This window comes from Rhizobium sp. CC1099, from assembly GCF_029714385.1.
In the GTDB taxonomy this organism is placed as follows: Bacteria; Pseudomonadota; Alphaproteobacteria; order Rhizobiales; family Rhizobiaceae; genus Rhizobium.
Genome location: NZ_CP121641.1, coordinates 1,019,917 through 1,044,882, shown reverse-complemented (window position 1 = coordinate 1,044,882; position 24,966 = coordinate 1,019,917). Strand labels below are relative to the sequence as shown.

The 24,966-nt window shown below is 60.8% G+C and carries 22 protein-coding genes and 1 pseudogene; 12 read left to right on the top strand and 11 right to left on the bottom strand.

The genetic code is table 11. The features are described 5' to 3' along the window. Positions 1-27: 27 nt before the first annotated feature. Positions 28-561: a GNAT family N-acetyltransferase gene (locus tag QA644_RS05195; RefSeq protein WP_194729378.1), complete on the top strand. Its 534-nt coding sequence runs from the start codon at positions 28-30 to the stop codon at positions 559-561. Here QA644_RS05195 and QA644_RS05190 read toward each other — a convergent pair. The 7 genes from QA644_RS05190 to QA644_RS05160 form a co-directional block, all read right to left on the bottom strand. Next, the gene (locus QA644_RS05190) at positions 524-1,144 is read right to left on the bottom strand and encodes a riboflavin synthase (protein ID WP_074067318.1); all 621 of its coding nucleotides are present in this window, start codon (positions 1,142-1,144) and stop codon (positions 524-526) included. The genes QA644_RS05195 and QA644_RS05190 overlap by 38 nt on opposite strands. After that, complete coding sequence (gene ribD, locus QA644_RS05185) at positions 1,144-2,400, bottom strand: bifunctional diaminohydroxyphosphoribosylaminopyrimidine deaminase/5-amino-6-(5-phosphoribosylamino)uracil reductase RibD (protein ID WP_283071364.1); 1,257 nt, start codon at positions 2,398-2,400, stop codon at positions 1,144-1,146. The genes QA644_RS05190 and ribD overlap by 1 nt, the downstream gene beginning before the upstream one ends. 3 nt (positions 2,401-2,403) lie before the next feature. Then, positions 2,404-2,880 carry a transcriptional regulator NrdR gene (nrdR, locus tag QA644_RS05180; protein WP_283071363.1) on the bottom strand — a complete coding sequence of 159 codons (477 nt, stop codon included), beginning with the start codon at positions 2,878-2,880 and terminating at the stop codon, positions 2,404-2,406. Between the two features lie 9 nt (positions 2,881-2,889). Further along, positions 2,890-4,188 carry a serine hydroxymethyltransferase gene (glyA, locus tag QA644_RS05175; RefSeq protein WP_283071362.1) on the bottom strand — a complete coding sequence of 433 codons (1,299 nt, stop codon included), beginning with the start codon at positions 4,186-4,188 and terminating at the stop codon, positions 2,890-2,892. Between the two features lie 325 nt (positions 4,189-4,513). Next, positions 4,514-5,815: a L,D-transpeptidase family protein gene (locus QA644_RS05170; RefSeq protein WP_039844501.1), complete on the bottom strand. Its 1,302-nt coding sequence runs from the start codon at positions 5,813-5,815 to the stop codon at positions 4,514-4,516. A gap of 463 nt (positions 5,816-6,278) precedes the next feature. After that, a complete protein-coding gene (locus QA644_RS05165) occupies positions 6,279-6,794 on the bottom strand; it encodes a MarR family winged helix-turn-helix transcriptional regulator (protein ID WP_074067312.1) in 516 nt (171 codons plus the stop codon). Between the two features lie 131 nt (positions 6,795-6,925). Next, positions 6,926-7,363: a DUF6163 family protein gene (locus QA644_RS05160; RefSeq protein ID WP_283071359.1), complete on the bottom strand. Its 438-nt coding sequence runs from the start codon at positions 7,361-7,363 to the stop codon at positions 6,926-6,928. 132 nt (positions 7,364-7,495) lie between these two features. On the opposite strand from QA644_RS05160, the gene hemB reads away from it, so the two are divergent. From hemB to QA644_RS05135, 5 genes and pseudogenes are all read left to right on the top strand, one after another. Beyond that, complete coding sequence (hemB, locus tag QA644_RS05155; RefSeq protein WP_283071358.1) at positions 7,496-8,509, top strand: porphobilinogen synthase; 1,014 nt, start codon at positions 7,496-7,498, stop codon at positions 8,507-8,509. A gap of 71 nt (positions 8,510-8,580) precedes the next feature. After that, positions 8,581-9,039 (top strand): RDD family protein, encoded by a 459-nt coding sequence (locus tag QA644_RS05150; RefSeq protein ID WP_074067308.1) that lies wholly within the window; start codon positions 8,581-8,583, stop codon positions 9,037-9,039. Between the two features lie 168 nt (positions 9,040-9,207). Then, positions 9,208-9,984 carry an arginyltransferase gene (locus QA644_RS05145; RefSeq protein WP_194729374.1) on the top strand — a complete coding sequence of 259 codons (777 nt, stop codon included), beginning with the start codon at positions 9,208-9,210 and terminating at the stop codon, positions 9,982-9,984. Next, positions 9,985-10,844 (top strand): annotated as a pseudogene (locus tag QA644_RS05140) (DMT family transporter). Positions 10,845-10,911: 67 nt separating this feature from the next. Further along, positions 10,912-11,097 (top strand): hypothetical protein, encoded by a 186-nt coding sequence (locus tag QA644_RS05135; protein ID WP_338112346.1) that lies wholly within the window; start codon positions 10,912-10,914, stop codon positions 11,095-11,097. On the opposite strand, the gene QA644_RS05130 is transcribed toward QA644_RS05135, so the two are convergent. Beyond that, positions 11,086-11,541 carry an SRPBCC domain-containing protein gene (locus tag QA644_RS05130; RefSeq protein ID WP_239599358.1) on the bottom strand — a complete coding sequence of 152 codons (456 nt, stop codon included), beginning with the start codon at positions 11,539-11,541 and terminating at the stop codon, positions 11,086-11,088. The genes QA644_RS05135 and QA644_RS05130 overlap by 12 nt on opposite strands. 154 nt (positions 11,542-11,695) lie before the next feature. Then, positions 11,696-13,951 carry a DNA topoisomerase IV subunit A gene (gene parC / locus QA644_RS05125; protein ID WP_194729371.1) on the bottom strand — a complete coding sequence of 752 codons (2,256 nt, stop codon included), beginning with the start codon at positions 13,949-13,951 and terminating at the stop codon, positions 11,696-11,698. Positions 13,952-14,172: 221 nt separating this feature from the next. On the opposite strand from parC, the gene QA644_RS05120 reads away from it, so the two are divergent. Then, positions 14,173-15,360, top strand: a complete 1,188-nt coding sequence (locus QA644_RS05120; RefSeq protein ID WP_283071355.1) for a hypothetical protein — start codon at positions 14,173-14,175, stop codon at positions 15,358-15,360. Between the two features lie 61 nt (positions 15,361-15,421). Here QA644_RS05120 and aspS read toward each other — a convergent pair whose 3' ends face one another. Next, positions 15,422-17,212: an aspartate--tRNA ligase gene (gene aspS / locus QA644_RS05115; RefSeq protein ID WP_283071353.1), complete on the bottom strand. Its 1,791-nt coding sequence runs from the start codon at positions 17,210-17,212 to the stop codon at positions 15,422-15,424. A gap of 257 nt (positions 17,213-17,469) precedes the next feature. Between aspS and QA644_RS05110 the strand changes: the two genes are divergently transcribed. Further along, positions 17,470-18,861: a multicopper oxidase family protein gene (locus QA644_RS05110; protein ID WP_283071351.1), complete on the top strand. Its 1,392-nt coding sequence runs from the start codon at positions 17,470-17,472 to the stop codon at positions 18,859-18,861. Between the two features lie 311 nt (positions 18,862-19,172). Here QA644_RS05110 and QA644_RS05105 read toward each other — a convergent pair whose 3' ends face one another. Next, positions 19,173-20,420 carry a transposase gene (locus tag QA644_RS05105; RefSeq protein ID WP_283071349.1) on the bottom strand — a complete coding sequence of 416 codons (1,248 nt, stop codon included), beginning with the start codon at positions 20,418-20,420 and terminating at the stop codon, positions 19,173-19,175. A gap of 66 nt (positions 20,421-20,486) precedes the next feature. Between QA644_RS05105 and tnpA the strand changes: the two genes are divergently transcribed. The 4 genes from tnpA (at position 20,487) to QA644_RS05085 (ending at position 24,776) form a co-directional block, all read left to right on the top strand. Further along, a complete protein-coding gene (tnpA, locus tag QA644_RS05100) occupies positions 20,487-20,915 on the top strand; it encodes an IS200/IS605 family transposase (RefSeq protein ID WP_283072454.1) in 429 nt (142 codons plus the stop codon). Between the two features lie 143 nt (positions 20,916-21,058). After that, complete coding sequence (rnd, locus tag QA644_RS05095; RefSeq protein WP_239599366.1) at positions 21,059-22,204, top strand: ribonuclease D; 1,146 nt, start codon at positions 21,059-21,061, stop codon at positions 22,202-22,204. Positions 22,205-22,297: 93 nt separating this feature from the next. Next, positions 22,298-23,362: an adenylate/guanylate cyclase domain-containing protein gene (locus QA644_RS05090; RefSeq protein WP_283071347.1), complete on the top strand. Its 1,065-nt coding sequence runs from the start codon at positions 22,298-22,300 to the stop codon at positions 23,360-23,362. Positions 23,363-23,417: 55 nt separating this feature from the next. Then, positions 23,418-24,776 (top strand): esterase-like activity of phytase family protein, encoded by a 1,359-nt coding sequence (locus QA644_RS05085; protein WP_283071346.1) that lies wholly within the window; start codon positions 23,418-23,420, stop codon positions 24,774-24,776. Positions 24,777-24,966: the final 190 nt, after the last annotated feature.

Genomic DNA, 24,966 nt, shown 5'->3' with positions numbered 1-24,966 from the left:
CAGGTGTTCACAGAAACGATATCCAAGATGATCAATGTTCCGACCATCGAAACGAAACGGTTGATTCTGCGGCCGCACCGGCTCGACGATTTCGATGCCTACATACATTTATGGGCAGATGCGGACGTCGTTCGCTATATCAGCGGCGTGCCATCGACACGCGAGCAGACATGGTCCCGCCTCATAAGGGCGAGCGGCATGTGGCATCATATGGGTTTCGGCTTTCTGATCATCGAGGAAAAGCAAAGCGGGCGGCTAATCGGCGAAGCAGGCTTCCACGAAGCCCGACGTGAGATGTCTCCACCCATCGAGGAAACACTGGAAACCGGATGGGTGTTGCTGCCTTCCGCACACGGAAGGGGCTATGCGACAGAAGCGCTCACGGCGCTGATCGCATGGGCTGACTGTCATTTCCCCGGCAAGGAGATGACCTGCATCGTCAGCCCGGAAAACGCAGCTTCGCTACGCGTCGCGGAAAAGCTCGGCTTCCGCGAGGTGGCACGTACCGATTATCACGGCGAAATCATTCTGCTTTCGCGGCAGGGAATTCAGCCAGCCTAGCGGCATAGCGCGCCATCGTATCGACCTCGAAATTGACGAAATCGCCGGCCTCTCGCTCGCCCCATGTCGTGACTTCCAAAGTATGGCGAATGAGAAGCACATCGAAATCCGTGCCTTCGACGGCGTTGACCGTCAGCGACGTGCCATCGAGCGCGATCGAGCCTTTGGGCGCCACGAACTTCGCAAGATGCTCCGGGGCGCGCAGACGGAAGCGGGTCGCATCGCCTTCCGTAGTCACCGACAGGATTTCTGCCTTGCCGTCGACATGCCCTGAGACGATGTGGCCGCCGAGTTCGTCGCCGATCTTCAGAGAACGCTCGAGATTGACGCGGGTGCCTTCCTTCCAGCTTGCAAGCGTCGTGAGCCTCAGAGCCTCTTCCCAGGCCTCCACCTCGAACCAACGCCCGTTGCTGCCTTCGTCCGGCAGGCCGGTCACCGTCAGGCAGATGCCCGAATGGGAAATCGACGCGCCCATATCGATTGTCTTAGGGTCGTAATTGCTCACGACGCGGAGCTTCACACCCTCGTTCATGGGAGAAACGGATTCGATCATGCCGATATCGGTGACAATTCCGGTGAACATCAAAATTCTCTTTCGTATTCGTCCAGCCGGTCGTCGCCGAACATGAATGTGCCTCTATGGGCAAAACCGGATGGCATATCGGTCTTCGTCAATGGCGATTCAATACCGCCCTCGCCGATGATGAGCTGGCCCTGGTAAAGCTGGATTCGATCGACGAGACCGGCGTCGAGGAAAAGCCGCGCCGTCTTCGCACCGCCTTCGACGAGGAGCGAGGAAATGCCGCGTGAGGCGAGCGCCGGAAGCAGCACTTCGGGATGGTAAGGATGGCAATAGAGAATTTCAACGCCTGCAGCCCGCAGGGCTTCGGCGCGAGCCTCACCCCCCTCTGCCCTGCCGGGCATCTCCCCCACCAGGGGAGGGATCGGCAGGTTGCCGCAGCTTGCTTCTACTGGCACCTCATCAGTGGTGGCGTCGGTCCCGGCGGAAGAATGCGGGCGAGCGTTCACCCCATCTATCTCGCCCCTCGTTGGAGAGATGTCCGGCAGGATAAAGGGGGATGCCTCGCCTGCAACGGCAATGGTCGGCACCTCTCGTGCTGAACGCACAAGTTTACTGCCGAGCGGCAAATCAAGCCGCGGATCAAGCACGACACGCACCGGCGACAGCGATTGCAGGCCCGGCACGCGCACCGTCAGTTCCGGGTCGTCGGCGATCGCCGTGCCGATGCCGACGAGGATGGCGTCGGTTTCAGCGCGGAGCGCCTGGACCTGTGCGCGGGCGAGAGGACTGGTGATGGCGATCTGTCCCTCGCCTTTGCGGCCGATCATGCCGTCGGCGGAAACGGCAAGCTTCAGAGTCACATAGGGCCGGTTCTTCGTCTGCCGGGTGAGATAGCCGGCGAGCGAGCGCCTGCCCTCCTCTTCCAGCACGCCGGTATCAACCTCGATGCCGGCTTCGCGCAGAAGCGCGATGCCGCGGCCGGAGACACGAGGATCAGGATCGGTCACGCTGATGACGACGCGCGCGACACCAGAGGCAATCAGCGCGTCGGCGCAGGGCGGCGTCTTGCCGTGATGAGAGCAGGGTTCGAGCGTCACATAGGCGGTGGCGCCGCGAGCCAGTTCGCCTGCCTCGGTGAGCGCCTGCGGCTCGGCATGCGGGCGCCCGCCGATCGCCGTCGTGCCGCGGCCGACGATTTCGCCGTCCTTGACGATGACGCAGCCGACGGAAGGATTTGTGGAGGTCTGGCCGAGATGCAGAAGGCCAAGACGGATTGCCTCGGCCATGAAACGCTTGTCATGCGGCCCGGCGCTCAAGGCTCAGGACTCCAAAGTGTCGCGGCTGATCTTGGCGTTGATTTCGGAGATGACCTTTTCGAAATCCTCGGCATGCGAGAAATCCCGATAGACCGACGCGTACCGAACAAAGCCAACGTCATCGAGACTCTTGAGAGCTTCCAGCACCTGAAGGCCGATGGCCTCGGAGCTGATTTCGACTTCGCCGGAGCTTTCGAGGCGGCGGACGATGCCGGAAACAGCCCTTTCGATGCGGTCACGGTCGACCGGACGCTTGCGCAGCGCGATCTCGAAGGACCGTACCAGCTTATCGCGGTCGAAAGGCACCTTGCGGCCGGTCTTCTTGACGACCATCAGCTCGCGCAGTTGCACGCGCTCGAAGGTCGTGAAGCGGCCGCCGCAATCGGGACAGATCCGTCTGCGGCGGATGGACGTATTGTCCTCCGCCGGACGTGAATCCTTGACCTGGGTGTCTTCCGATCCGCAGAATGGGCAGCGCATGCGCTATCCTTAGCCGATGTAGTCGTACATTGGGAAGCGGTCGGTAAGGTCGACCACCTTGCCACGAACGGCTGCTTCGACTGCAGCGTTGCCTTCATCGGAATTGGCGACCTTGAGGCCGTCGAGAACTTCAACGATGAGGTTGCCGATTTCCTTGAATTCCGCTTCCTTGAAGCCGCGCGTCGTGCCTGCCGGAGCGCCGAGACGGACGCCGGAGGTGACGAAGGGCTTTTCCGGATCGAACGGAATGCCGTTCTTGTTGCAGGTGATGTAGGCGCGCCCGAGCGCTGCTTCGGCGCGCTTTCCGGTCGCGTTCTTCTTGCGAAGATCGACGAGCATCAGGTGGTTGTCGGTACCGCCGGAGACGACATCGAGTCCGCCTGCCATCAGCGTCTCGGCAAGCGCCTTAGCGTTCTTGACGATCTGCGCGGCGTAGTCCTTGAATTCCGGCTGCAGCGCTTCGCCGAAGGCGACGGCCTTGGCGGCGATGATGTGCATCAGCGGACCACCCTGGAGGCCCGGGAAAACAGCCGAGTTGAACTTCTTCGCCAGATCCTCGTCGTTCGTCAGGATGACGCCGCCGCGCGGGCCGCGAAGCGACTTGTGGGTCGTGGTCGTTGCGACGTGGCAGTGCGGGAACGGCGACGGATGCTGGCCGCCGGCAACGAGGCCGGCGATATGAGCCATGTCGACCATGAGATAGGCGCCGACGGAATCGGCAATCTCGCGGAAACGCTTCCAGTCCCAGACACGGGAGTAAGCGGTGCCGCCGGCGATGATCAGCTTCGGCTTGTGCTCTTCGGCCTTGCGGGCGACTTCGTCCATGTCGAGCAGGTTGTCGCCTTCGCGAACGCCGTAGGACACGACGTTGAACCACTTGCCGGACATATTGACCGGCGAACCGTGCGTCAGGTGACCGCCCGAGTTCAGGTCGAGGCCCATAAAGGTGTCGCCCGGCTGCAGCAGCGCCAGGAAGACCGCCTGGTTCATCTGCGAGCCGGAATTCGGCTGGACGTTGGCGAAGTTGACGCCGAAGAGCTTCTTGGCGCGTTCGATCGCCAGTTCTTCAGCAATATCGACGAACTGGCAGCCGCCGTAGTAGCGCTTGCCCGGATAACCTTCCGCATATTTGTTCGTCATGATGGAGCCCTGGGCTTCCAGCACCGCGCGGGAAACGATGTTCTCCGATGCGATCAATTCGATCTCATGCCGCTGGCGGCCGAGCTCCTTTTCAATCGCGCCGAAGATATCCGGATCGGTGTCGGCAAGCGAGCGATTGAAGAAGGTCTGCGTGGAAGCATTTGTCATGGGCGGGCTCCTCAACTGGAATGCGCGAAGGTATTAGCGTTCCGCCCTGCCGAGAGCAATACGAAGAACGACATTTGCTGGGCAATCTACGCGCAGGAGTGTCCTGGGCTTGGCATGTTATCGTGGGATGCGCCTCACCCTAATCCTCTCTGCGCCAGCTTGGAGGGGACGTGCCTCACAAAACTTGGAGATTAACCGAAGCGTTGCGACATATCCCCTTCATGCGTTTACCGGGAGAAGATCCCGACAAACGGATGTAGGGCAACCGCTCGCAAAGAAAAAACCGCGCCTTCCAGCGCGGTTTCCCAATTCATACGCATGACGCTTACTGAACCGGCTGTTCCATTCCAGCGGTCGTATCGAGAGCAAGCTCGGCGTTGCCGTCCATCTGGTAGATGTCGTCGCGGAACTGCACGAGGCCGTCCGGCATGCCCCAGGCGGAGATGTAGACGAAATAGACCGGGATTTCCTCGGCGAGCGTAATCGGCGTGTTGACCCGGCTGGCGATCACCTGCTCCATCTGCTGGCGCGACCACGGCGGGGTGTCGCGCAGCAGCCAAGTCGTCAGGTCGCGGACGTTCTGGACGCGGACGCAGCCGGACGACTCAAAGCGCATCAGCTTGTTGAACAGGCCCTGCTGCGGCGTGTCGTGCATGTACTCGCCGTTCTTGTTATGGAAATTGATCTTCGCCGAGGCCATGGCGTTGATCTTGCCTGGATCCTGACGGAACATCAGGTTCGGCGCCTCGCCATTCCAATCGATGGTTTCCGGGGCGACTTCGTTGCCCTTGCCGTCGATCAGGCGAATGGCGTTCTTCTCGAGATAAGTCGGATCCTTGCGCATCAGCGGCATGATGTCCTTCTCGACGATCGAGCGCGGCGCAGTCCAATAGGGATTGAGGATGACCTCGTAGATCTTCGAGTTGACGATATGCGTCGGGCGGCTGATACGTCCGACGACGGCCGCATGACGTGTCGCCACGCTGCCGTCCTCGACCGCCTCGACATAGGCGGCCGGAATATTGACCATGACGTGGCGGCGGCCGAGATCTTCCGGGAAGGTCTGCAAGCGGATGAGGTTGGTGTTCAGCTGCTGCAGGCGCACATCAACCGGAATGTTCATCGCCTTCAGCGTGAATTCGCCAATGACGCCGTCCGCCGGAAGGCCATGACGAGCCTGGAAGCGCTTGACCGCTCCATCGACATAGGAATCGAAGGCAGACGACATGCCTGCTTCGCGCGGCAGGTCGCCGGTGATGGCAAGGCGCTGGCGCAGAGCCTGAACGGAAGGATCCGTCACGCCGAGCTGGAGACGCAGGCCAGCCGGATTGACCTCAGGCCAACCGCCTGCTGAGGCGATCTGCTGATACTCCATGATCGCCTGCTGGATGCTCGGAACCGATTGCGGGCTGAGGATCGGGGTATTGGAGACGGCGGCACTCGCCGTACGCGAGGCAGCCTTGGCATCGAACTGGTCATCCCAGGCGCCGCGGCGCGGTGCGTTGATCAGCGCATCGAGCGCGGACTGCGCAAATGCCGGGGCGGCGATTGCACTGGCGCCGACGGTTGCCGCAGACGCAAGAAAGGCGCGACGCGAAAGAGCTTCAATACGGTTTTTCTTCGACATAATCCCAACCACTCAATGCCGCAGCTTGAAAGGAAAACCGCGGGCTTTGCGATTCACTGCGCCACGGCCCAGATCACTACCATTCCGTTTTCCGGCGCATCACAGGTTTTCCGCGCCTGGCCATCACAAGATTGCGAGCCGGAAGCGCGGACGACTTTGAACTACCATCTGAGAAGCGCCGCTTGCCTTGCATGTCCGCTGTCATACCAATATGGCCAATTCGTGTCGCCGACGTCCAAGGTGCCTACCGATGGTCGGGAGCGGCACGGACGAAACCAATCGATCCGTCGTAAACGGTGCTGGTTAATAACGGCTAAAAAACGGCCTGAATACAGGACCTGAATACAGGCCGCTGTGCTTGGGTGCGATGCGTTGCAAAGATGACACGCTTGGCCCGGAACGGCAAAACCGGACGCGCAGGGACGCGTCCGGTTTTCTTCGACCTTGGAGGAGGTCTCTTACCTTAGAGCCGGTAAAGGATCTGGTCGTTCCAGAAGCGGTCGAGGCGCTGCAGGAGCTTGTTCATCTGGGTGAACTCGTCCGTGCCGATGCCGCCGACCTTGTCGATCGAGGCGATGTGGCGCTCGTAGAGCCTGGCGACTGTTTCGGCGACCTCAGTGCCGGTTTCCGTCAGGCTGATGCGGACGGAGCGGCGGTCGATGCGCGAACGCTGGTGGTTGATGAAGCCGAGATCGACCAGCTTCTTGACGTTGTAGGACACGTTCGAGCCGAGATAGTAGCCACGCGAGCGCAGCTCGCCGGCGGTCAGCTCGGAATTGCCGATGTTGAAAAGGAGCAGAGCCTGGATGGCGTTGACGTCGCTGCGGCCCTGACGGTCGAACTCGTCCTTGATGACATCCAGAAGGCGGCGGTGAAGACGTTCAACAAGGTGAAGGGATTCCATGTAAAGATCACGGATGTCCTGGTCCTGCTGATCACGGAGGTTCGATACCGCCTGCGGCTTGATTTTCGTATTCATGATGACTGCCTCACTGTTTTGTTTGGCGGTGTTGGTTTTCTTCCCGCCTTGAGACAGACCCTATCGAATACAAATAAAATTCTACTTAAACTGCAGGCTTAACAGCACCTTACCGGAAACCCCGCGTTGTATCAGGGTAAATCAACGCTTACTTTGCGGCGCTGGCGGCGTTTCTCCAGCCAGAGCGCCAGGCGGAAAACCAGATAGACCAAGGCAACCGCGCCATGCATCACAAGGATGAGCCGGTTGGAGCCGAAGGTCTGCGGCAGCAGGCCATACATCAGGATTTGTCCGCCTGCGGCGAGCACCCAAACGACCGGGCCCCAGGATACCGTCAGCCAGAGGCCGAGCGAAGCGACGGGGAAGAGAACGGCAAGGCTGGTGGCCGCAACTTTCCACGGCAAGCTCAGAAGATCGAAGCGCCCTGCCCCCACCAGTGAATAGCCAACAAGCATCGCCCAATATTGTAGGCCGAACCAGAAGCAGGAGATCGCGATCAGCCTCAGGAAGAGGATGAACAGGATGTCTATCAGCGTCCGCTTCGGCATCGTCGGAGAATCATTTTCCATGGCGCAGACTTTAGGGTTCCCGTTGCGGCTCCACCAGCGGCTGATCCGCCGCGGCCAATCGCCCGGTTTGGTTTTCCGGTCCGTCATGATAATGAGCGGACCAAGAAATGGAATGGCCAGGGACGAAAGACAATGCAGGACAAGACGCACCTCGTCGACGAGATCACCGGACACCGCCGCATGCGCCGCAACCGCAAGGCGGACTGGACGCGCCGGCTGGTGCAGGAAAACCGGCTGACGGTGGACGACCTGATATGGCCGGTCTTCGTGATCCCCGGTTCCGGCATCGTGGAACCGATCCCCGCCATGCCCGGCGTCAACCGCATGAGCATCGACAAGCTGGCGGATGCAGCCAGGGAAGCGGCTGACCTCGGCGTCCCGGCAATCGCCACCTTCCCGAACATCGAGATGGCACTACGTGACGAAACGGGCTCGAACAGCCTGGAGGCCAACAATCTCATCAATCAGGCGACGATCGCCATCAAGAAAGCCGTTGGAAACATCGGCGTGATCACCGACGTGGCTCTCGACCCTTTCACCAGTCACGGCCATGACGGCATCCTGCACGGTGGCGAAATCGTCAACGACGAGACCGTCGATCAGGTCGCGCGCGCCGCCGTCATGCAGGCTGATGCCGGTTCCGATATCATTGCCCCGTCGGAAATGATGGACGGCCGCATCGGCGCGATCCGCCGGGCGCTCGATGCTGCAGGGCACCAGAATGTCGGGATCATGAGCTATGCCACCAAGTTCGCGTCGGCATTCTACGGGCCTTATCGCGAGGCGATCTCAACCGGCGGCCTGCTGAAGGGTGACAAGAAGACCTACTATATCGATCCTTCCAATGGCACCGAGGCGATCCGCGATGCGGCACTCGATGTCGAAGAGGGTGCGGACATGCTGATGGTCAAGCCCGGCCTGCCCTATCTCGACATCTGCTGGCGGATGAAAGAGGCCTTCGGACTTCCGACCTTCGCCTATCAGGTTTCCGGGGAATATACGCAGATCAAGGCTGCAGAGATGAATGGCTGGATCGACGGCGAACGGGCGATGCTGGAAACGCTGCTAGCCTTCAAGCGCGCCGGCTGCGACGGGATCCTGACCTATTTCGCGATCGAGGTCGCCAGACTGCTGGCAAAGCGCTGATCCTCGCGCATTATTGTATCTCCGGCGGCCGACACCATATCAGTTGCATCGATTTCCAAAGGAGACCGCAGATGAGCCTTAATCCGAACCCGCTTTATGCCGCACCGGAAGACTGGCGCGCGTATAGCGGCACGCTGAGCCGGCGAGTCTTCGCGTTCATTCTCGACTACATCATTGTGCTGCTGCTCTGCATTCCCGCGGCAGTCGTGCTGTTTTTTCTGTCGATTCTGACGCTCGGCCTCGGCTTCTTTCTCTATCCGGCGCTCTTCGTGCTGGTTGCCGGCCTTTATTTCGGCTTGACGGTCGGCGGGCCGAACCAGGCTTCGCCCGGCATGCGGGCGATGGGGATCGCAATCGTGCGCGTCGATGGCCGCCCGATGGATTTCCTTTTGGCGATCGCTCATCTGGCGCTTTTCTGGATCCTTAATTCGCTATTGACGCCGCTGATTCTGCTTGCTGGTCTTTTTACCGAGCGCAGCCGGCTGATTCACGACCTGCTTGTCGGCACGGTTACCGTTCGCACCGACTGAGGCGGCAAATAAAATCCGCCGCCGGTCTTTGCCGGCCGGCCCGCGGCGCCATATCAAAAAAGAACAGAAAATTGATAGCGCGGATAGACCAGCCGCGCTGTTGACGTTTTCTATTCTTAGTTCATGCTGTCTTCAAATAGTCAGTGCGAAAGGACATTTCCCCGGCAGATGAATACGCAGGCCTCGCCATCACCGCAGTTTTATCTGACGGCTCCGGCTGCATGTCCGTATTTGCCGCATGAGATGGAGCGTAAGGTCTTCACGCATCTCGTCGGTCCGCGCGCTGCAGAAATGAACGACATCCTGACACAAGGCGGCTTCCGCCGTTCGCAGAACATCGCCTACCGCCCCGCCTGCGAAGCCTGCCGTGCCTGCGTCTCGGTGCGTATCCTCGCGCAGGAGTTCCAGCCGACGAATTCGATGAAACGGGTGCTCGCCCACAACGTCGACGTCATTGCGACCGAATTTCCGGCGCAGCCTTCCAGCGAGCAGTATTCACTCTTCCGCCGCTATCTCGACGACCGCCATCAGCAAGGCGGCATGTCCGACATGACGGTGCTCGACTATGCGATCATGGTGGAAGATACGCATGTGAACACCAAGATCATCGAATACCGCAAACGCGAGGAAGGTTCGGGGCTGGAGACCCGTCCGCGCGGCGAGCTCCTGGCTGCCGCGCTGACCGACACGATGAGCGACGGCCTTTCCATGGTCTATTCCTATTTCAATCCCGAATATGACAAGCGCTCGCTCGGCACCTTCATGATCCTCGATCATGTGAAGCGCACAAAGGCGCTCGGCCTTCCACATGTCTATCTCGGCTACTGGGTTCAGGGATCGCGCAAAATGGATTACAAGACGCGCTTCCAGCCGCAAGAGCACCTGACGCCGCGCGGCTGGGAACGCTTCGATCCCTCCACGGTGCCCGAAAGCACGCACGACTAAATGTCCCTTCCTGCCCTTTCCGGTCACCGGAAAGGCCTTGCCCTGACGGCAATCGGTGGCCTTGCCCTTTCCATGGACATTCCGCTTCGTGCGACTCGCCGAAGGAAAGATGTGGCCGATCCTTGGCCTTCGCAGCATCACGACGGTTCTGGTGACGCTGCTTATCGTCGCAGCGATCGGCGTGCTGAAAGGGAAAAGGCCGATCCTGATCCCGGGACGGCACGGCATCGCTGCGGGACTGCTTTACGGTTTCAGTTTTCAACACGGCGACGGCCGACGTCGTCTTCATCGTTGCCTTCAATCCGATGTTCGGCGCGCTGCTTTCGTGGATATTTCTGAAAGAGCGGCCGCCGGTTTCGACCTTGCTGGCGATGGCCGCCATGATCGTCGGCGTCGGGCTGATCGTGCATGACGGAATTTCGAGCGGCCACATCTTCGGCGACGCGACGGCGCTGCTGAGCGCGCTCATCCTTCGCGCGGCAATCACGGTCGGCCGGGCCTCTCGGCGCGACATGGGGTTCGTGCCGCTCCTTGCCGCGATGTTCCCGGCGATCCTCGGCTTCGGCATGGCGCTGCCTGCGGGCGTTTCGATCGATCATCCCGGCTGGATCATCTTCAACGGCGCCATCGTCATGCCCGTCGCCTTCTGGTGTCTGGCAACCGGCCCGCGCTATCTCCCGGCCCCCGAAGTCGGCATGTTCTACCTGCTGGAGACGGTACTTGCCCCGATCTGGGTCTGATTCATCTTCGCCGAAATTCCGACCGCGATGACACTCATGGGCGGCGCCATCCTCTTCATAGCGATCATGACGCATTCGCTCTGGATGGCACGCGGAAGCGGTGTTCGGCAGCGACGATAGCGTTCGGCGAGGACGATATCTTTGTCCTCGCCGATGCATATTTCATGGGATTGTCCGAAACCATCCTTTGATCGACGGCAACAAGCAGACCGGCTCCCTCGCTGCGTTCGCCTTCCTATATGTAAACGGCTGTCTCATTGATGCCGAGAATGCACGAATTGTTGCCTTCGTCGCCTCTGTCGCCGCCTGCGAAATAGACGAAGCGGGCGTGACGCGTTTTCTGCGCGATTTCAGCGTATCCTTAGCTCGCTAGCCGGTCCGTCTGTTCCAGCACCCGTTCCAGACCGTCCATCACACGCGTCCAACCCTGACGGGTCTTTTCTTCGAAGGCCCCCCATTCGGCGCACATTTCGTGGGACAGCGTCAGGCGGCTGCCGTTACCCAGCGGCTCGATGTCGATCTCGACGCGGTCGGGATTGTGGTCGTGCTCCTCCGCCGAGAAGCTGAAGGCCATGTGTCTCGGCCTGCGAAGTTCGAGAAATATGCCGCAGTGGCATGCGTCGCCGGTTGGGCGCCTGTCGATGATCAGAAAGCGGCCGCCGACATGGGGAGCGATTTCGGCGCGGATAACATGGCCATCCTTCGCCGCGAAAAGGAAGCGCCTGGCGATTTGCGGGTTGAGCCATGCGTCGTAGACGACGGAAGGCGGCGCATTATAGGTGTGATCGACATGCAGCTTGATGGTATTGGCAGACATTGATGCTCCTCCGTGTGGGGGCTGCGCTGCGAGCGCAATGCCCAACGGCCATTCCGTCCGTCCTCGGAATGAACCTGTTCCCAATTTTGATAACAGGAATGAAATAGAGGATGCGACCCGCTCGCCAAGAGCGGATCGCCAATTTGTTATTGCCTCAGCCGGCAAATTTGCCGCTGCGGGGGAAGCCCTTTGGAACCGTGCGGCCCGCAGAAGCGCGGTCGCCCAACCATTCGGCCAGTTCTTCCTTGTTTTTTGTGAACGTACGACCTGCGCTGTCTTCCCAGACGAGACCGTCGGCGATCGCGAAGCAACGGACGTCGGAAATGCCGCCATCCTTGTATCGCTGCAGGCGCACGCCCTTGCCGCGGCCCATCTCCGGAACCTGGGCCAGCGGGAAGACCAGCATCTTGCGGTTCTCTCCGACGACAGCGACGTGATCGCCGCCGACAGGCACGATGAGCTTGGTCTCGTCCGGCATCGCAACATTCATGATCTGCTTGCCCTTGCGGGTGTTGGCAGCCATTTCGGATTCCGCCACAACGAAGCCGTTGCCGGCCGTCGAGACGATCAGCTGCTTGCGCGCCGGATCGTGGACGAAGGCCGTCAGCACAGCCTGATCGTTATCCATGTCGACCATGATGCGCAGCGGCTCGCCATGGCCACGCCCGCCGGGCAGCTTGTCGCCGCCGAGCGTGAAGACCTTGCCGCCGGTGGTGACGACAAGGATCTTGTCCGTCGTCTGTGCCGGGAAGGCTATCTTCAGCGCATCGCCTTCCTTGAAGGTCAGGCTCGCGGTGTCCGCGATGTGGCCCTTCAGCGCACGGATCCAGCCTTTTTCGGAAACCACGACGGTGATCGGTTCCTTCTCGATCATCGCGTGCTGGATGGCTTGTTCGTCGGCTTCGGGCGCCTCGGCGAACTGGGTGCGGCGGCGGCCGATTTCGGTTGCCTTGGCGAACTTCTTCTTCACCTCGCCAATTTCCCAGGCGACCGTCTGCCACTGCTTTTCCTCGGAGGCGAGCAGCGCCTCGATGCCGGTCTTCTCCTTCGTGAGTTCGTCAAACTCGGTTCGGATTTCGAACTCTTCGAGCTTGCGCAAAGAGCGCAGCCGCATGTTGAGGATCGCCTCGACCTGGTTGTCGGTCAGTCCCCAGCGGGCCACCATCACCGGCTTCGGTTCGTCCTCCTCGCGGATGATGCGGATCACCTCGTCGATGTTCAGGTAGGCAATGAGCAAGCCGCCGAGGATTTCGAGGCGTCTGTCGATTGCGGCAAGGCGGAAGCGTGAACGGCGCTGCAGGACCTCGCGGCGGTGATTCAGCCACTCCTTCAGCACCTCGTTCAGCGCCATGACGCGCGGAATGCGCCCCATGGACAAAACGTTCATGTTCAGCGGGAAGCGGCTTTCCAGCTCCGTCAACTTGAACATCGATTCCATCAGGATCGTCGGATCGACGGTACGGCTCTTCGGCACCAGCACGACTCGGACGTCTTCGGCAGACTCGTCGCGTATGTCTTCCAGCAGCGGCAGCTTGCGGGCGATCAGCAGCTCGGCGATCTTTTCGATCAATCGCGACTTCTGCACCTGGAAGGGGATTTCGGTGACGATGATCTGATAGCCGCCGCGACCGAGATCTTCGATCTGCCACTTGGCGCGTACCCGGAAGCCGCCGCGGCCGGTCCGGTAGCTTTCGATGATGCTTTCGCGACCGTCGATGATGATGCCACCCGTCGGAAAATCCGGCCCCGGAATGAACTCGACGAGTTTTTCGACGGTCGCATCCGGATGCTTGATCAAGTGCAGTGCCGCATCGCAAAGCTCATGGGCGTTATGCGAAGGAATGGAAGTCGCCATGCCGACGGCGATGCCGGAGGAGCCGTTCGCGAGCAGGTTCGGGAAAGACCCCGGAAGAACGGTCGGTTCCTCGTCTTCCTCGTTATAGGTCAGGCGGAAATCGACGGCATCCTGCTCGATGCCTTCGAGAAGCAGCGCCGTGACCTCCGTCATGCGCGCTTCGGTATAACGGTAGGCGGCGGCGTTATCACCGTCGATATTGCCGAAGTTTCCCTGCCCGTCGACGAGCGGATAACGCTGGGAGAAATCCTGCGCGAGACGCACCAGCGCATCGTAGACGGACTGGTCTCCATGCGGGTGGAACTTACCGATGACGTCGCCGACGATGCGGGCGCATTTCTTAAAGGCCGCGTTCGGGCGTATGCCCATCTCGCTCATGGCATGAATGATGCGCCGATGAACCGGCTTCAGACCGTCGCGGACGTCTGGAAGCGCGCGGTGCATGATGGTCGAAAGTGCATAGGCCAAGTAACGCTCCTCGAGCGCGGCCTTCAGATCAACCGGGTGAATGCTGTCGTCGTCTCCGCCGGAAGGCGGCAAAATCTCTTGTCCCATGAGCCTTGCCTAGCCCAGAAGGCGATTCACGGCAAGGAATGAGCGGGGTGGCCCTGTGGATGACCTCCCGGAACGACATGAAAAGGTCATCAAGCATCGCCACCAATTTGGACTTTGTTTGCTTTCCCCTTCAACAGAAATTTAGAAACCTGCAAATATAAACCGCGTTCGATTCGCAGTAATTTCACTGCAATTTGCAACCGCCACCAAAGGACTTACCTATGACCTTTTACCGGACAACCCGGCTGATCCTGTCTGGCGCCGCGTTCCTGTCACTCGCCGGCTCCGCGTTCGCGCTCGACGGGCAGGATCTCCTGAAGAAGCTGAATGCCGCCTATAGCGCCCAAGGCGGAACGATCACTGCCGATGGTGTCGATGTCGACGACACGACGGTGACGCTGAAGAACGCGAGCTTCAAGCCCACTGGCAGCGAGGCCCTCCACATCGGCGACATCACGATGACCGGCGTCGAGGAAGACGAAGACGGCGGTTACTACATCGAGGAAGCAGCCTTTCCCGACATCAACATCACGGAAGACGGCGCGACCGTCAGCGCCTCCGAAATGACGCTCGGCGGCATATCCATTCCTGCTGATGTCAGCGGTGACGGCCTCGACTCCATACTGCTTTACGAAACGGCGCATGTCGGCCCGTTCAAGGTTACCAAGAATGGCAAGGAAGTCTTCTCGCTCGGCGAAACCCAGATGAACCTGTCGCTTCGTGAAGACGAATCCGGCTTCGACTTCGACGGCGCATTCAAGAGCATGAAGGCGGACCTCAGCGATGCTCCGGACCCACAGGCGAAGGAAGCGATCGAGAAGCTAACCCTGCAGCACGTCAACGGCGACATCACGATGAAGGGCGCCTGGGATCTCGGCCCCGGCACGATCGACATCTCCGAATTTGCCTTCGACGTGACAAATGTCGGCCGCCTAAACCTTGCCTTCAAGATTTCGGGATACACCCTGCCCTTCATGAAGTCGCTGCAGGAAGCGGCGAAGGCCTCCGAAGCGAACCCGAACAAGGAAGAAGCGCAGCAGGCGCTTGGCCTTGCCATGCTCGGCCTGATGCAGCAACTTTCGTTCAACGGCGCCGAAATCCGCTTCGATGACGCATCGATCACCAAGCGTGCGCTGGAATATGCTGGCTCCAAGCAGAACATCTCGGCACAGCAGATGGCGGATGCGCTGAAGGCTATGGCGCCGATTGCGCTGGCGCAGCTCAACATCCCGGAACTGCAAAATGCGATTTCGGCAGCGGTCAACACCTATCTCGACGACCCGAAAAGCTTCGCCGTCAGCGCCGCACCGGCCAAGCCTGTCCCCTTCCCGACCATCATGGGTGCTGCCATGGGCGCTCCGAACACACTGCCCGGCGTGCTCGGCGTGAAGGTGACGGCGAACCAGTAAGATTTGAACTCCACCAACAAATAAGCCCGGTAACGCACCGGGCTTATTGCATTGGAATAACTCAGTCTTTGTTGACCGGCGGGATCGGGCGGATCGCCAGTTCGCGCAGCTGCGCAGGCGTTGCCGGCGACGGTGCGCCCATCAGGAGGTCCTGGGCCTGCTGGTTCATCGGGAAGAGCGAGATTTCGCGCAGGTTCTTCGCGCCAGCAAGCAGCATCACGATCCGGTCGATGCCGAAGGCGGCGCCACCATGCGGCGGTGCGCCGTACTGGAAGGCGCGATAGAGACCGCCGAAGCGATCCTCGACGTCCGCCTGGCTGAGACCCACTTTTTCGAAGGCCTGGACCATCAGTTCCGGCGACTGGTTACGGATCGAGCCCGAAGCGATTTCGAAGCCATTGCAGACGGCGTCGTACTGGAAGGCCTTGATCGTCAGCGGATCCTGGTTCTGCAGCGCCTCCAAACCGCCCTGCGGCATGGAGAAGGGGTTGTGCGCGAAGTCGACCTTCTTCTCGTCCTCGTTCCATTCGAAGAACGGGAAGTCGACGATCCAGCAGAGTTCGAAACGGTCGCGGTCGATGAGGTTCAGCTCGTCGGCAGCGCGGTTGCGCGCTTCGCCTGCGAACTTGTAGAACTTGTCCGGCTCGCCGGCGACGAAGAAACAGGCATCGCCGTCATCGAGGCCGAGCTGAGTGCGGATCGCATCCGTGCGCTCTTCGCCGATGTTCTTGGCGAGCGGACCGGCTCCTTCGAGCTTCTCGCCTTCCTTGCGCCAGAAGATGTAGCCGAGGCCGGGCTGGCCCTGGCTCTGCGCCCAAGCGTTCATGCGGTCGCAGAAGGCGCGGGAGCCGCCGGTCTTTGCCGGGATCGCCCAGACTTGGACCTTCGGGTTGGACGCGATCATGTTCGCGAAGACCTTGAAGCCGGAGCCGGCGAAGTGTTCGGTCACGGCCTCCATGACGATCGGGTTGCGCAGGTCCGGCTTATCGGAGCCGTATTTGCGAATTGCCTCGTCATAAGGAATGCGTGGCCATTCCTTGGTCACCGGCTTACCTTCGGCAAACTCCTCGAACACCTTGGTCATCAGCGGACCCGTGGCGTTCCAGACGTCCTCCTGGGTCACGAAGCTCATTTCGAGGTCGAGCTGATAGAACTCGCCAGGCAGGCGGTCGGCTCGCGGGTCTTCATCACGGAAGCAGGGCGCGATCTGGAAATAGCGGTCGAAACCGGCAACCATCAAGAGCTGCTTGTACAGCTGCGGCGCCTGCGGCAGGGCGTAGAAGGTGCCGGGATGGATGCGGCTCGGCACGAGGAAGTCACGCGCGCCTTCCGGCGAGGAGGCCGTCAGGATCGGCGTCGAATATTCGGTGAAGCCGATATTGCCCATTTCACGGCGCATGGCAGAGATGATCTGCGTGCGCTTGACGATGTTCTTGTGCAGCGTCTCGCGGCGAAGGTCGAGGAAGCGGTACTTGAGGCGGACGTCTTCTGGATAGTCCGGCTCGCCGAAGACTGGCAGCGGCAGTTCCTTGGCGGCGGACAGGATTTCGATCTCCTGCGCGTAGAGCTCGATCTCGCCGGTCGCCATCGCCTTGTTGATGGTGTCTTCAGTACGCGCCTTCACGAGGCCGTCGATGCGGATGACCCATTCGCCGCGAACGGTTTCAGCGATCTTGAAAGCCGGCGAATCCGGATCGGCAACAACCTGGGTGATGCCGTAATGGTCGCGAAGGTCGATGAAGAGAACGCCGCCATGGTCGCGAACGCGGTGGACCCAGCCGGAAATCCGGACATTCGCGCCAACATCCGACTTACGGAGGGCTGCACATGTGTGGCTGCGGTAGCGATGCATAATGTCTAATCCTGGTATTTTGGCTTGAGACGGCAGCAGGGGCTCGAATGGCTCTCCGGTGCCGACAAGAAAATCGGGCGGAAAAGCGCATGGACGGTCTGATTTGTCAAGGCTTGGGCCGCATTGAGCACCACTTTGGCGCGGTTTATTCGGGCGCCTGATGCAAGGCAACTGCGGCAGTTTGGCCCTCACTTCCTTATTGATGAAAAGCGCAGTCAACTTTAAAGATGGCGCCATTGTTGTTGCCGGAGCGCCAGATGCCCCTACTCACCCGCCGCAATCTGTTGAAGGCGTCCGCCGTCGCCGGCGCCTACAGTGCCGGCATGGGCATTGCCGGCAAGTTCGGCTTTGCCGGCTCGGCGCCCGAACCGCAGGTGCTGAAGGCGGTGAAGACCGAGGCTTCGCTTACTGCTGCCGGACCCACGAGGGATGTCATGACCTGGGGCGATGGCGGCCCGCCGCCGGTGCTTCGCATGACCCGCGGCAGGCCCTATGCCGCACGCCTGACCAATGCTCTCGACGAGCCGACGACGATCCACTGGCATGGCCTTCGCATCGACAACAGGATGGACGGCGTGCCCTTCATGACGCAGCCCTACGTCTATACGGGTGACAGCTTTGACTACGCCTTCACGCCGCCGGATGCCGGCACCTTCTGGTATCACCCGCATTGCAATACGCTGACCCAGATGGGCCGCGGCATGACCGGCGTGATCGTCATCGAGGATCCTGCCGATCCGGCTTTCGATGCCGAGATCGCGCTCAACATGCGCGACTGGCGGCTCGGCGGAGATGGGCAATTCATCGCGCCCTTCCGTCCGCGCGAGGCGGCAAAGACCGGCACCTATGGATCGGTGCGCACGGCGAACTGGCAGCAGGAGCCGCAATATGATGCGCCGGCCGGCGGCCTTGTCCGCCTGCGCATCGCCGTGACGGATGTCACCCGCGTCTTCTCGCTGCGGATGGAAGGCGCCAAGGCGACGGTAATCGCCATCGACGGCAATCCGGTGCCGCAGCGCTTTCCGCTTGACCTGCTCCAGATCGGTCCCGGGCAGCGGCTGGACCTTGCCGTGCGGATGCCGGACAGCGAAGGCGGTGTAGCGATACTGGAGGATATCCGCGGGACCACGCCGAAAACGATCGCGAGCCTGCGCGCCGTCGGTCAGTCGCTGAAACGCAACGCGGGCGACCTTGCCCCGCTTGCCGCCAATCCGGTCGCGCAGGCCGATCTTTCCGCCGCCGAAAAGATCCCGCTGGTGCTCAGCGCCACAGCGGAAAGCGCCTCCGTCGACAGCATATGCGGCACACTCGGCTTCAGTTTCTGGGCGATCAACAGGCTGCCGTGGCCGGGCGACATTGCCGATCCGACCGCCCCGCTTGCCGAACTGAAGCTTGGCAAGAGCTACATCTTCCAGCTCGAGAACTTGACGCCGCACCTGCATCCGATCCATCTGCACGGCATGAGCTTCACGGTCATTTCGTCCTCGACACGCGAGGTGATGCCGCTCGTTTCCGACACCTATCTCGTCCAGCCCGATGAGAAGGTCGAGCTTGCCTTCGTCGCCGACAATCCGGGCAACTGGGTGCTTCATTGCCATATCATCGAGCATCAGAAGACGGGCATGACGAGTTATGTGCGGGTTGCTTGAGGTAAGCTAAAGCCCTCGTCCGCCTGCCGGCACCTTCGGCTTTAACGGGGCACAGGTGATATGCCGCAACCTCTCCGTCCTTCTCAGCCATTTCGCGAGGCAAGTCCCTCGCCCCGCTTGCGGGGAGAGGGTTAGGGTGAAGGGCTTCGGCATGACGCAGCCTCCTGCATCTTGTTCCTCGCCGATTGCATTACATCTCGGAGGAGGACGTGCACTGAGAGGGCCTACCCCTATGAGCGGCATCGCAATCTTCGCTTTCATTGTTCTGCCTGCGACGATCGCCGCCGGAGGCTGGATTGCCGTGCTCGCCATTAACATCTTCCCCCGCTTGAAAGCGGGGGATTTCCGAGGGGGCGCGAAGCTCCGCCGATCGTTATCGCTTCAACGGAGAGCCGCTGCCCTTCCTCCACGATCATAGACGCCGTGTTCCGACGCAGGATGTTGATTGCAGCATTGTGGTCGGCATGGGCGCGCAAGCCGCATTGGCAACAGCGGAAAGACGCTTGGCTTTCGCGGCTTTCCCTGTCCACGGCTGCGCAGGCCGAACAGGTCTGCGAGGTGTGGCGGGGATCGACCTTGCACAGGTATCCGCCCCGTTCTTCGAGCTTGTCGGCCAACACGGTTTCAAAGCCGTGCCAGCCTTGTTCGAGGATCGCCCGGTTCAGGCCCGCCTTCTGGCAGACGTTGGTTGCGGGCGCGTCCACGGTTCCCCTGGCGCTGCGCGTCATGTTGCGCGTGGCGAGGTCTTCCAGCACGACCGTTGCGAAGCGACGGGCGATATCAAGACTGGCCTTGTGCCGCCAATCCTGCCGGATGCGGGCAGCACGGGCCTGCAAGGCTGCAACCCGGCGGCGGGCCTTCGCGTGGCGACGCGACCCGCGCTTGCGCCGCGCCAGAACGCGCTGGGCCCGGCGCTTCCTGGGCTCGATCTCCGCAAGGCCGGCAGGCATCCACCAATGCTCCCCGGTCGAAAGCGTCAGCGTGTTCGCCACGCCCCGGTCGATCCCCACGGCGGGCAAATCGTTTTGCGGGACGGCATGGTCGATTTCGCAGGCGAAGGCGATGTGCCAGCCGTTCGCCGCCAGGCTCACCGTCACATTCATGGTCTTGCCACGCAGGCGCCGCGTGTCGCGGAACTTCACCCAGCCGATCTTGGGAAGGCGCGCGGCGGACCACTTGCCGTTCAGGCGCTTGACCTCGATCTCCCGCCCCTGAAAGCGGAAGGCGCCGTTCACGCCCTTCTTGCGCGGTGAGGGATATCCTGCGCGCCCGGCGAAGAAGTTGGCATACGCCTTATCCAGATCGCGCAGGGCCTGCTGCTGGGGCGTCACATGCACGGCGGCAATCCAGTCGAACGCGGCCCGCAGTGCGGTCAATTCCCGCGCCTGGGCGATGTCGTTCAAGCGGTTCCCGGTCTGCCGCCGGTAATGCCGCCACCAGTCCCTGCGCTGCTCCAGCGCCAGATTATAGACCAGCCGCACAACACCCGCGAACTGCCGCAACAGGACTTCCTGTTCGGCGGTCGGAGCGCGCTTGTAGCGGAAAGCGCGGTGGATCATGTTACGATTCTATCAATTGCTCCAAGGAGCGCAACCGTGGATCGCACCGGCAGGCATGTCGTCTACATGCTCCATGGTCATTTGGTCTTTGTCACGAAATACCGCCGTGACGTTCTGTCAGAACCGGCAATCCGCCACCTGCGGCGCATCTTCGCCAAGCTGTGTCGCGACTTCGAGGCCGAATTGATCGAATGCGACGGCGAGGACGATCATGTTCACCTGCGGGTGCATTACCCTCCGAAGATCGCCCTGTCGAAGCTGGTCAACAGCCGCAAAGGCGTATCCAGCCGACGTCGGCGCGAGAGCCGCCCGGAAATCACCGGGCGCTACCACAACGGCGTTTTGTGGTCGCCGTCCTCCTTTGCGGCAAGCTGTGGCGGCGCACCGCTCTCGGTGATCGCCGAATATGTCAAATCCCAGCGGGAAGCGGCCCAAGGCCGCTCTGGCGTTCCTCCCCGGCCTGAACGCCGGGGTATCCCGCGAGGTTCACGATGAATACAGCAATCGTGCGAAGCGCTGTATCGATCCCGGCGAATAACCCGCCGGCCACGCCGGCATAGGCACCTTCAACGTATTGACATATCGAGCGTAAAGGAGAAGGAAGGTTAATCGACCTTTTTCCTTGCGAATGAATTGACATGATAGAAACAACCGCCGAATTGGCGGCCGCCTGCAAAGAGCTGGCCAAGTCCGACTTCATTACAATCGACACTGAATTCCTGCGTGAGACGACATTCTGGCCGGAGCTTTGCCTGATACAGATGGCAAGCTTGACGACGGAAGTCATCATCGACCCACTTGCTAAGGGCATAGACCTTGCACCCTTCTTCGAGTTGATGGCCAACCCGAATGTGCTGAAGGTTTTTCATGCGGCGCGCCAAGACATCGAAATCATCTTCCATCGCGGCGGGCTGATCCCGCATCCGATCTTCGACACGCAGGTCGCCGCCATGGTCTGCGGCTTCGGCGACAGCGTTTCCTATGACCAGCTCATCAGCCGGACAAAGGGCGTGCAAATCGATAAATCCTCGCGCTTCACCGACTGGAGCCGCCGGCCACTTTCCGAAAAGCAGCTCGATTATGCGTTGGCGGACGTCACACATCTGCGCGACGCCTATCTCTATCTCAAGGCCGAACTGGAGCGCGAAGGCCGCTCGTCCTGGCTCTCGGAGGAGATGGATATTCTCGAATCGCGCGAGACCTACGACATGCATCCGGATGACGCCTGGCAACGTTTGAAGATGCGGCTGCGCAAACCGCAGGAACTTGCGACCCTCAAATATGTCGCGGCCTGGCGCGAGCGGGAGGCGCGATCGCGCAACGTGCCGCGTTCGCGCGTATTGAAGGACGATGCGATCTACGAGATCGCCCAGCAGCAGCCGAAGGACACCGAGGCCCTGAGCCGCCTGCGCACGATCCCGAAGGGATGGGAGCGTTCTGCCGCCGGTACGGCGGTTCTCGAAGCCGTCAATACGGCCCTTGCCCTGCCGAAAGCCGAGATGCCCCATGTGCCCCGCCACACGCAGGCGCCGGAGGGTGCTGCCGCCGCGGTCGAATTGCTCAAGGTACTGTTGAAGCTGATTTCGGAAAAACACGGCGTCGCGCCGAAAGTCATCGCCAACAGCGAAGACCTCGACAAGATTGCCGCGGACGGCGAGAAGGCGGAGGTCGCAGCACTCAGCGGTTGGCGCCGCGAATTGTTCGGTGCGCCCGCGCTGCAGCTTATCAAGGGCGAGATCGCGCTTCGTTTCGTCGGCAAGAAAGTCGATACCGTTTCGCTTTGATGGCCCTCGCCCCTTGAGCCGGCTTGCGAAATCGCTTGACCGAAGTGTCTCGCGTGGAAAAATGCGCGCGGGCGCCAACACAGGTCAGATGTCATGAGAGAGATTTCTCCAGCGCAGAACTGGCTTCTCTTAACGGCCGTGATGGCTGCAAGCGGCGTAGCCTATAGCCTGGTGGTCTATCCCGACGAACCGGTCATCATCGGCGCGGTCTTTGCGGTCTTTATCGGCATGCCGATTTTGGCCTTCGAGCGGAGAGCCTTCCTGCGCCCGCTCTACCGGCGGCTCCAGAAACTTCCGACGGCGTCGTTCATCATTTCAGCTTTGCTGATTTATGAAGCCCTCATGAACATCGGCTATGCGCTGGCCGCCTCGCTGCTGTCGGCGATCGGGCTGATCAAGCCTGAGTCGCTCTTGAACATCCTGGTGATGCCGTTCAACGTCTTCATGTATGCGCTGGGGGTCTGCGCCATCGTCATCTTCGTGTTGCGCGTGCGCGAACTGCTCGGCCGCGATGTTTTTCTCAGCATGTTTTCCGGCCGCTACCGGACCCCCGTCCAGGAGGAACGCATCTTCCTCTTTATCGACCTCGTCGATTCGACCCCTTTTGCCGAAAAGCACGGAGATCTTCGAGCGCAGCAATTGCTGAACTCGCTGTTTGCCGCTTTTGCCGAACCGGTGCGGCGGAACAAAGGGGCGATTGATGATTACGTCGGCGATTCCGCGATCATAACCTGGCCGCTCGCGCGCGGGCTGAAGGATGGCCGCTGCGTGCGCTGTATCTTCGACATCCTGAACGATATCGAAGCCGATGCGGAAAGCTGGCTGAAGCAATATGGACAGGTGCCCCGCCTGCGCGCAGCACTCCATGGTGGCTTCGTCATCACAGCGGAAATCGGCGTCGATCACCACAAGATCGCCTATTTCGGCGACACTGTGAATACAACTTCAAGGCTTGAGTCCCTTTGCAAGACACTGAACCGGCCGGTGCTGATCTCGAGCGAGCTTGCCCAACGTCTGACGCTGCCTGAAAGGATCAGCGCGCAGGACCTGGGTGTTCATGCGCTCAAGGGCCGGGGCCAAGGACTCGGCGTCATGACGCTGGCACAGGCCCTGCCCACGTCGGCAGCGTCACCAAAGCTTCATTCAACCTTCAATTAGGCGCCATCAATGGACTGCTAAGCGAAACCGCCATTTCATTTTACTGGAGGTTTCCATGAAAGCTGCGCTTTTCAGTTCCGTCTCCCTCTTCTTCCTCGTCGCCGCCTCCGCTTCCGCCGACCAGCGGGCTTTTCCGGCCAAGCTCGCCGGCCAGGCGATCCTGCCTGCCAACACGCTGGTTCCGGCACCCGCCGACGCGCCCGAATTCCTGAAGCACGCCGGCAAGTTCACCACTCCGGACCGCAAGCGCACCGAAGCGCTCGGCTCCGTTCCCGGCAAGGATGGACAGCGCGTCACCGACATCAAGCTGCCGCTCGACGGCCAGCCTGTCCAAGGCTTTTCCGGCATCAAGTCGATGGAAGACGGCACGTTCTGGACGCTCTCCGACAACGGTTTCGGCTCCAAGGGCAACTCCAGCGACGCCATGCTCTTCCTGCACCAGATGAAACTCGACTGGACGACCGGCAAGGCCGACGTCGTCAAGAACATCTTCCTCTCCGATCCAAACAAGATCGCGCCCTTCCCGATTACTCTCGAAGGTGCCGAGAAACGCTATCTGACCGGCGGAGATTTCGACATCGAATCCATCCAGCCGGTCGCCGACGGCTTCTGGCTCGGCGATGAGTTCGGTCCCTATCTTTTGAAAGTCGATACCGAAGGCCGGTTGACCGACGTGATCGCCACCACGGCCGATGGCAAGCTGGTGATGTCGCCCGACAACCCGCTGCTCTCGGTTCCGGCAAATCCGGCCGCCAAGATGCCTGCCTTCAACCTCAAGCGCTCCGGTGGCTTCGAAGGTCTTGCCATGTCGAAGGACGGAACCAAGCTTTACGGCCTTCTGGAAGGCGCGCTCTATCAGGATGACGGCAAGATGGAATCCGTTGACGGCCACACTGCCATCCGCGTCATCGAGTTCGACGTCGCCTCCAAGAAATGGACGGGCCGCAGCTGGTTTTATCCATTCGAGGACAAGGGTGCCGCGATTGGCGACTTCAACATGCTGGACGACACGACCGCCCTCGTCATCGAGCGCGACAATGGCGCCGGTACGAAGGACAAGGTCTGTGCCGATCCCAAGGAGCCTAAGCCGGACTGCTTCCAAGCTCCGGCGGAGTTCAAGCGCATCTACAAAATCGAGCTCGACGATGCCAACGCCGGCAAGGCCGTGCGCAAGATCGGTTACATCGACCTGATGCATATCGAAGACCCGGACAACAAGAAGAAACAGGGCGGCCGCGAAGGCTTCTACGACATGCCCTTCGTGACGATCGAGAATGTCGACCGCGTCGATGCCACGCACATCATCGTCGGCAACGACAACAACCTTCCCTTCTCCGCCGGCCGCGCCGTCGACAAGGCAGATGACAACGAGTTCAGCCTGCTGGAAGTGGGTGATTTTTTGAGTGCGAAATAGATAGACGCTCTTGGGGATGGAGAGGGTGGCGCGTGAGTGCCATCCTCCCCTTCCTTGCGGCTGACTGCGGATGAGGCGTTGCTCGGCAGACCGTTTTTTCGTTCTCCCGCCTCATACCTGTGCCTGCCACAGAATCAGGTGCGCCCAAGTCCTTGAGGCGCGGGAGGTTCATTTTGATTTGCGGGAGAGT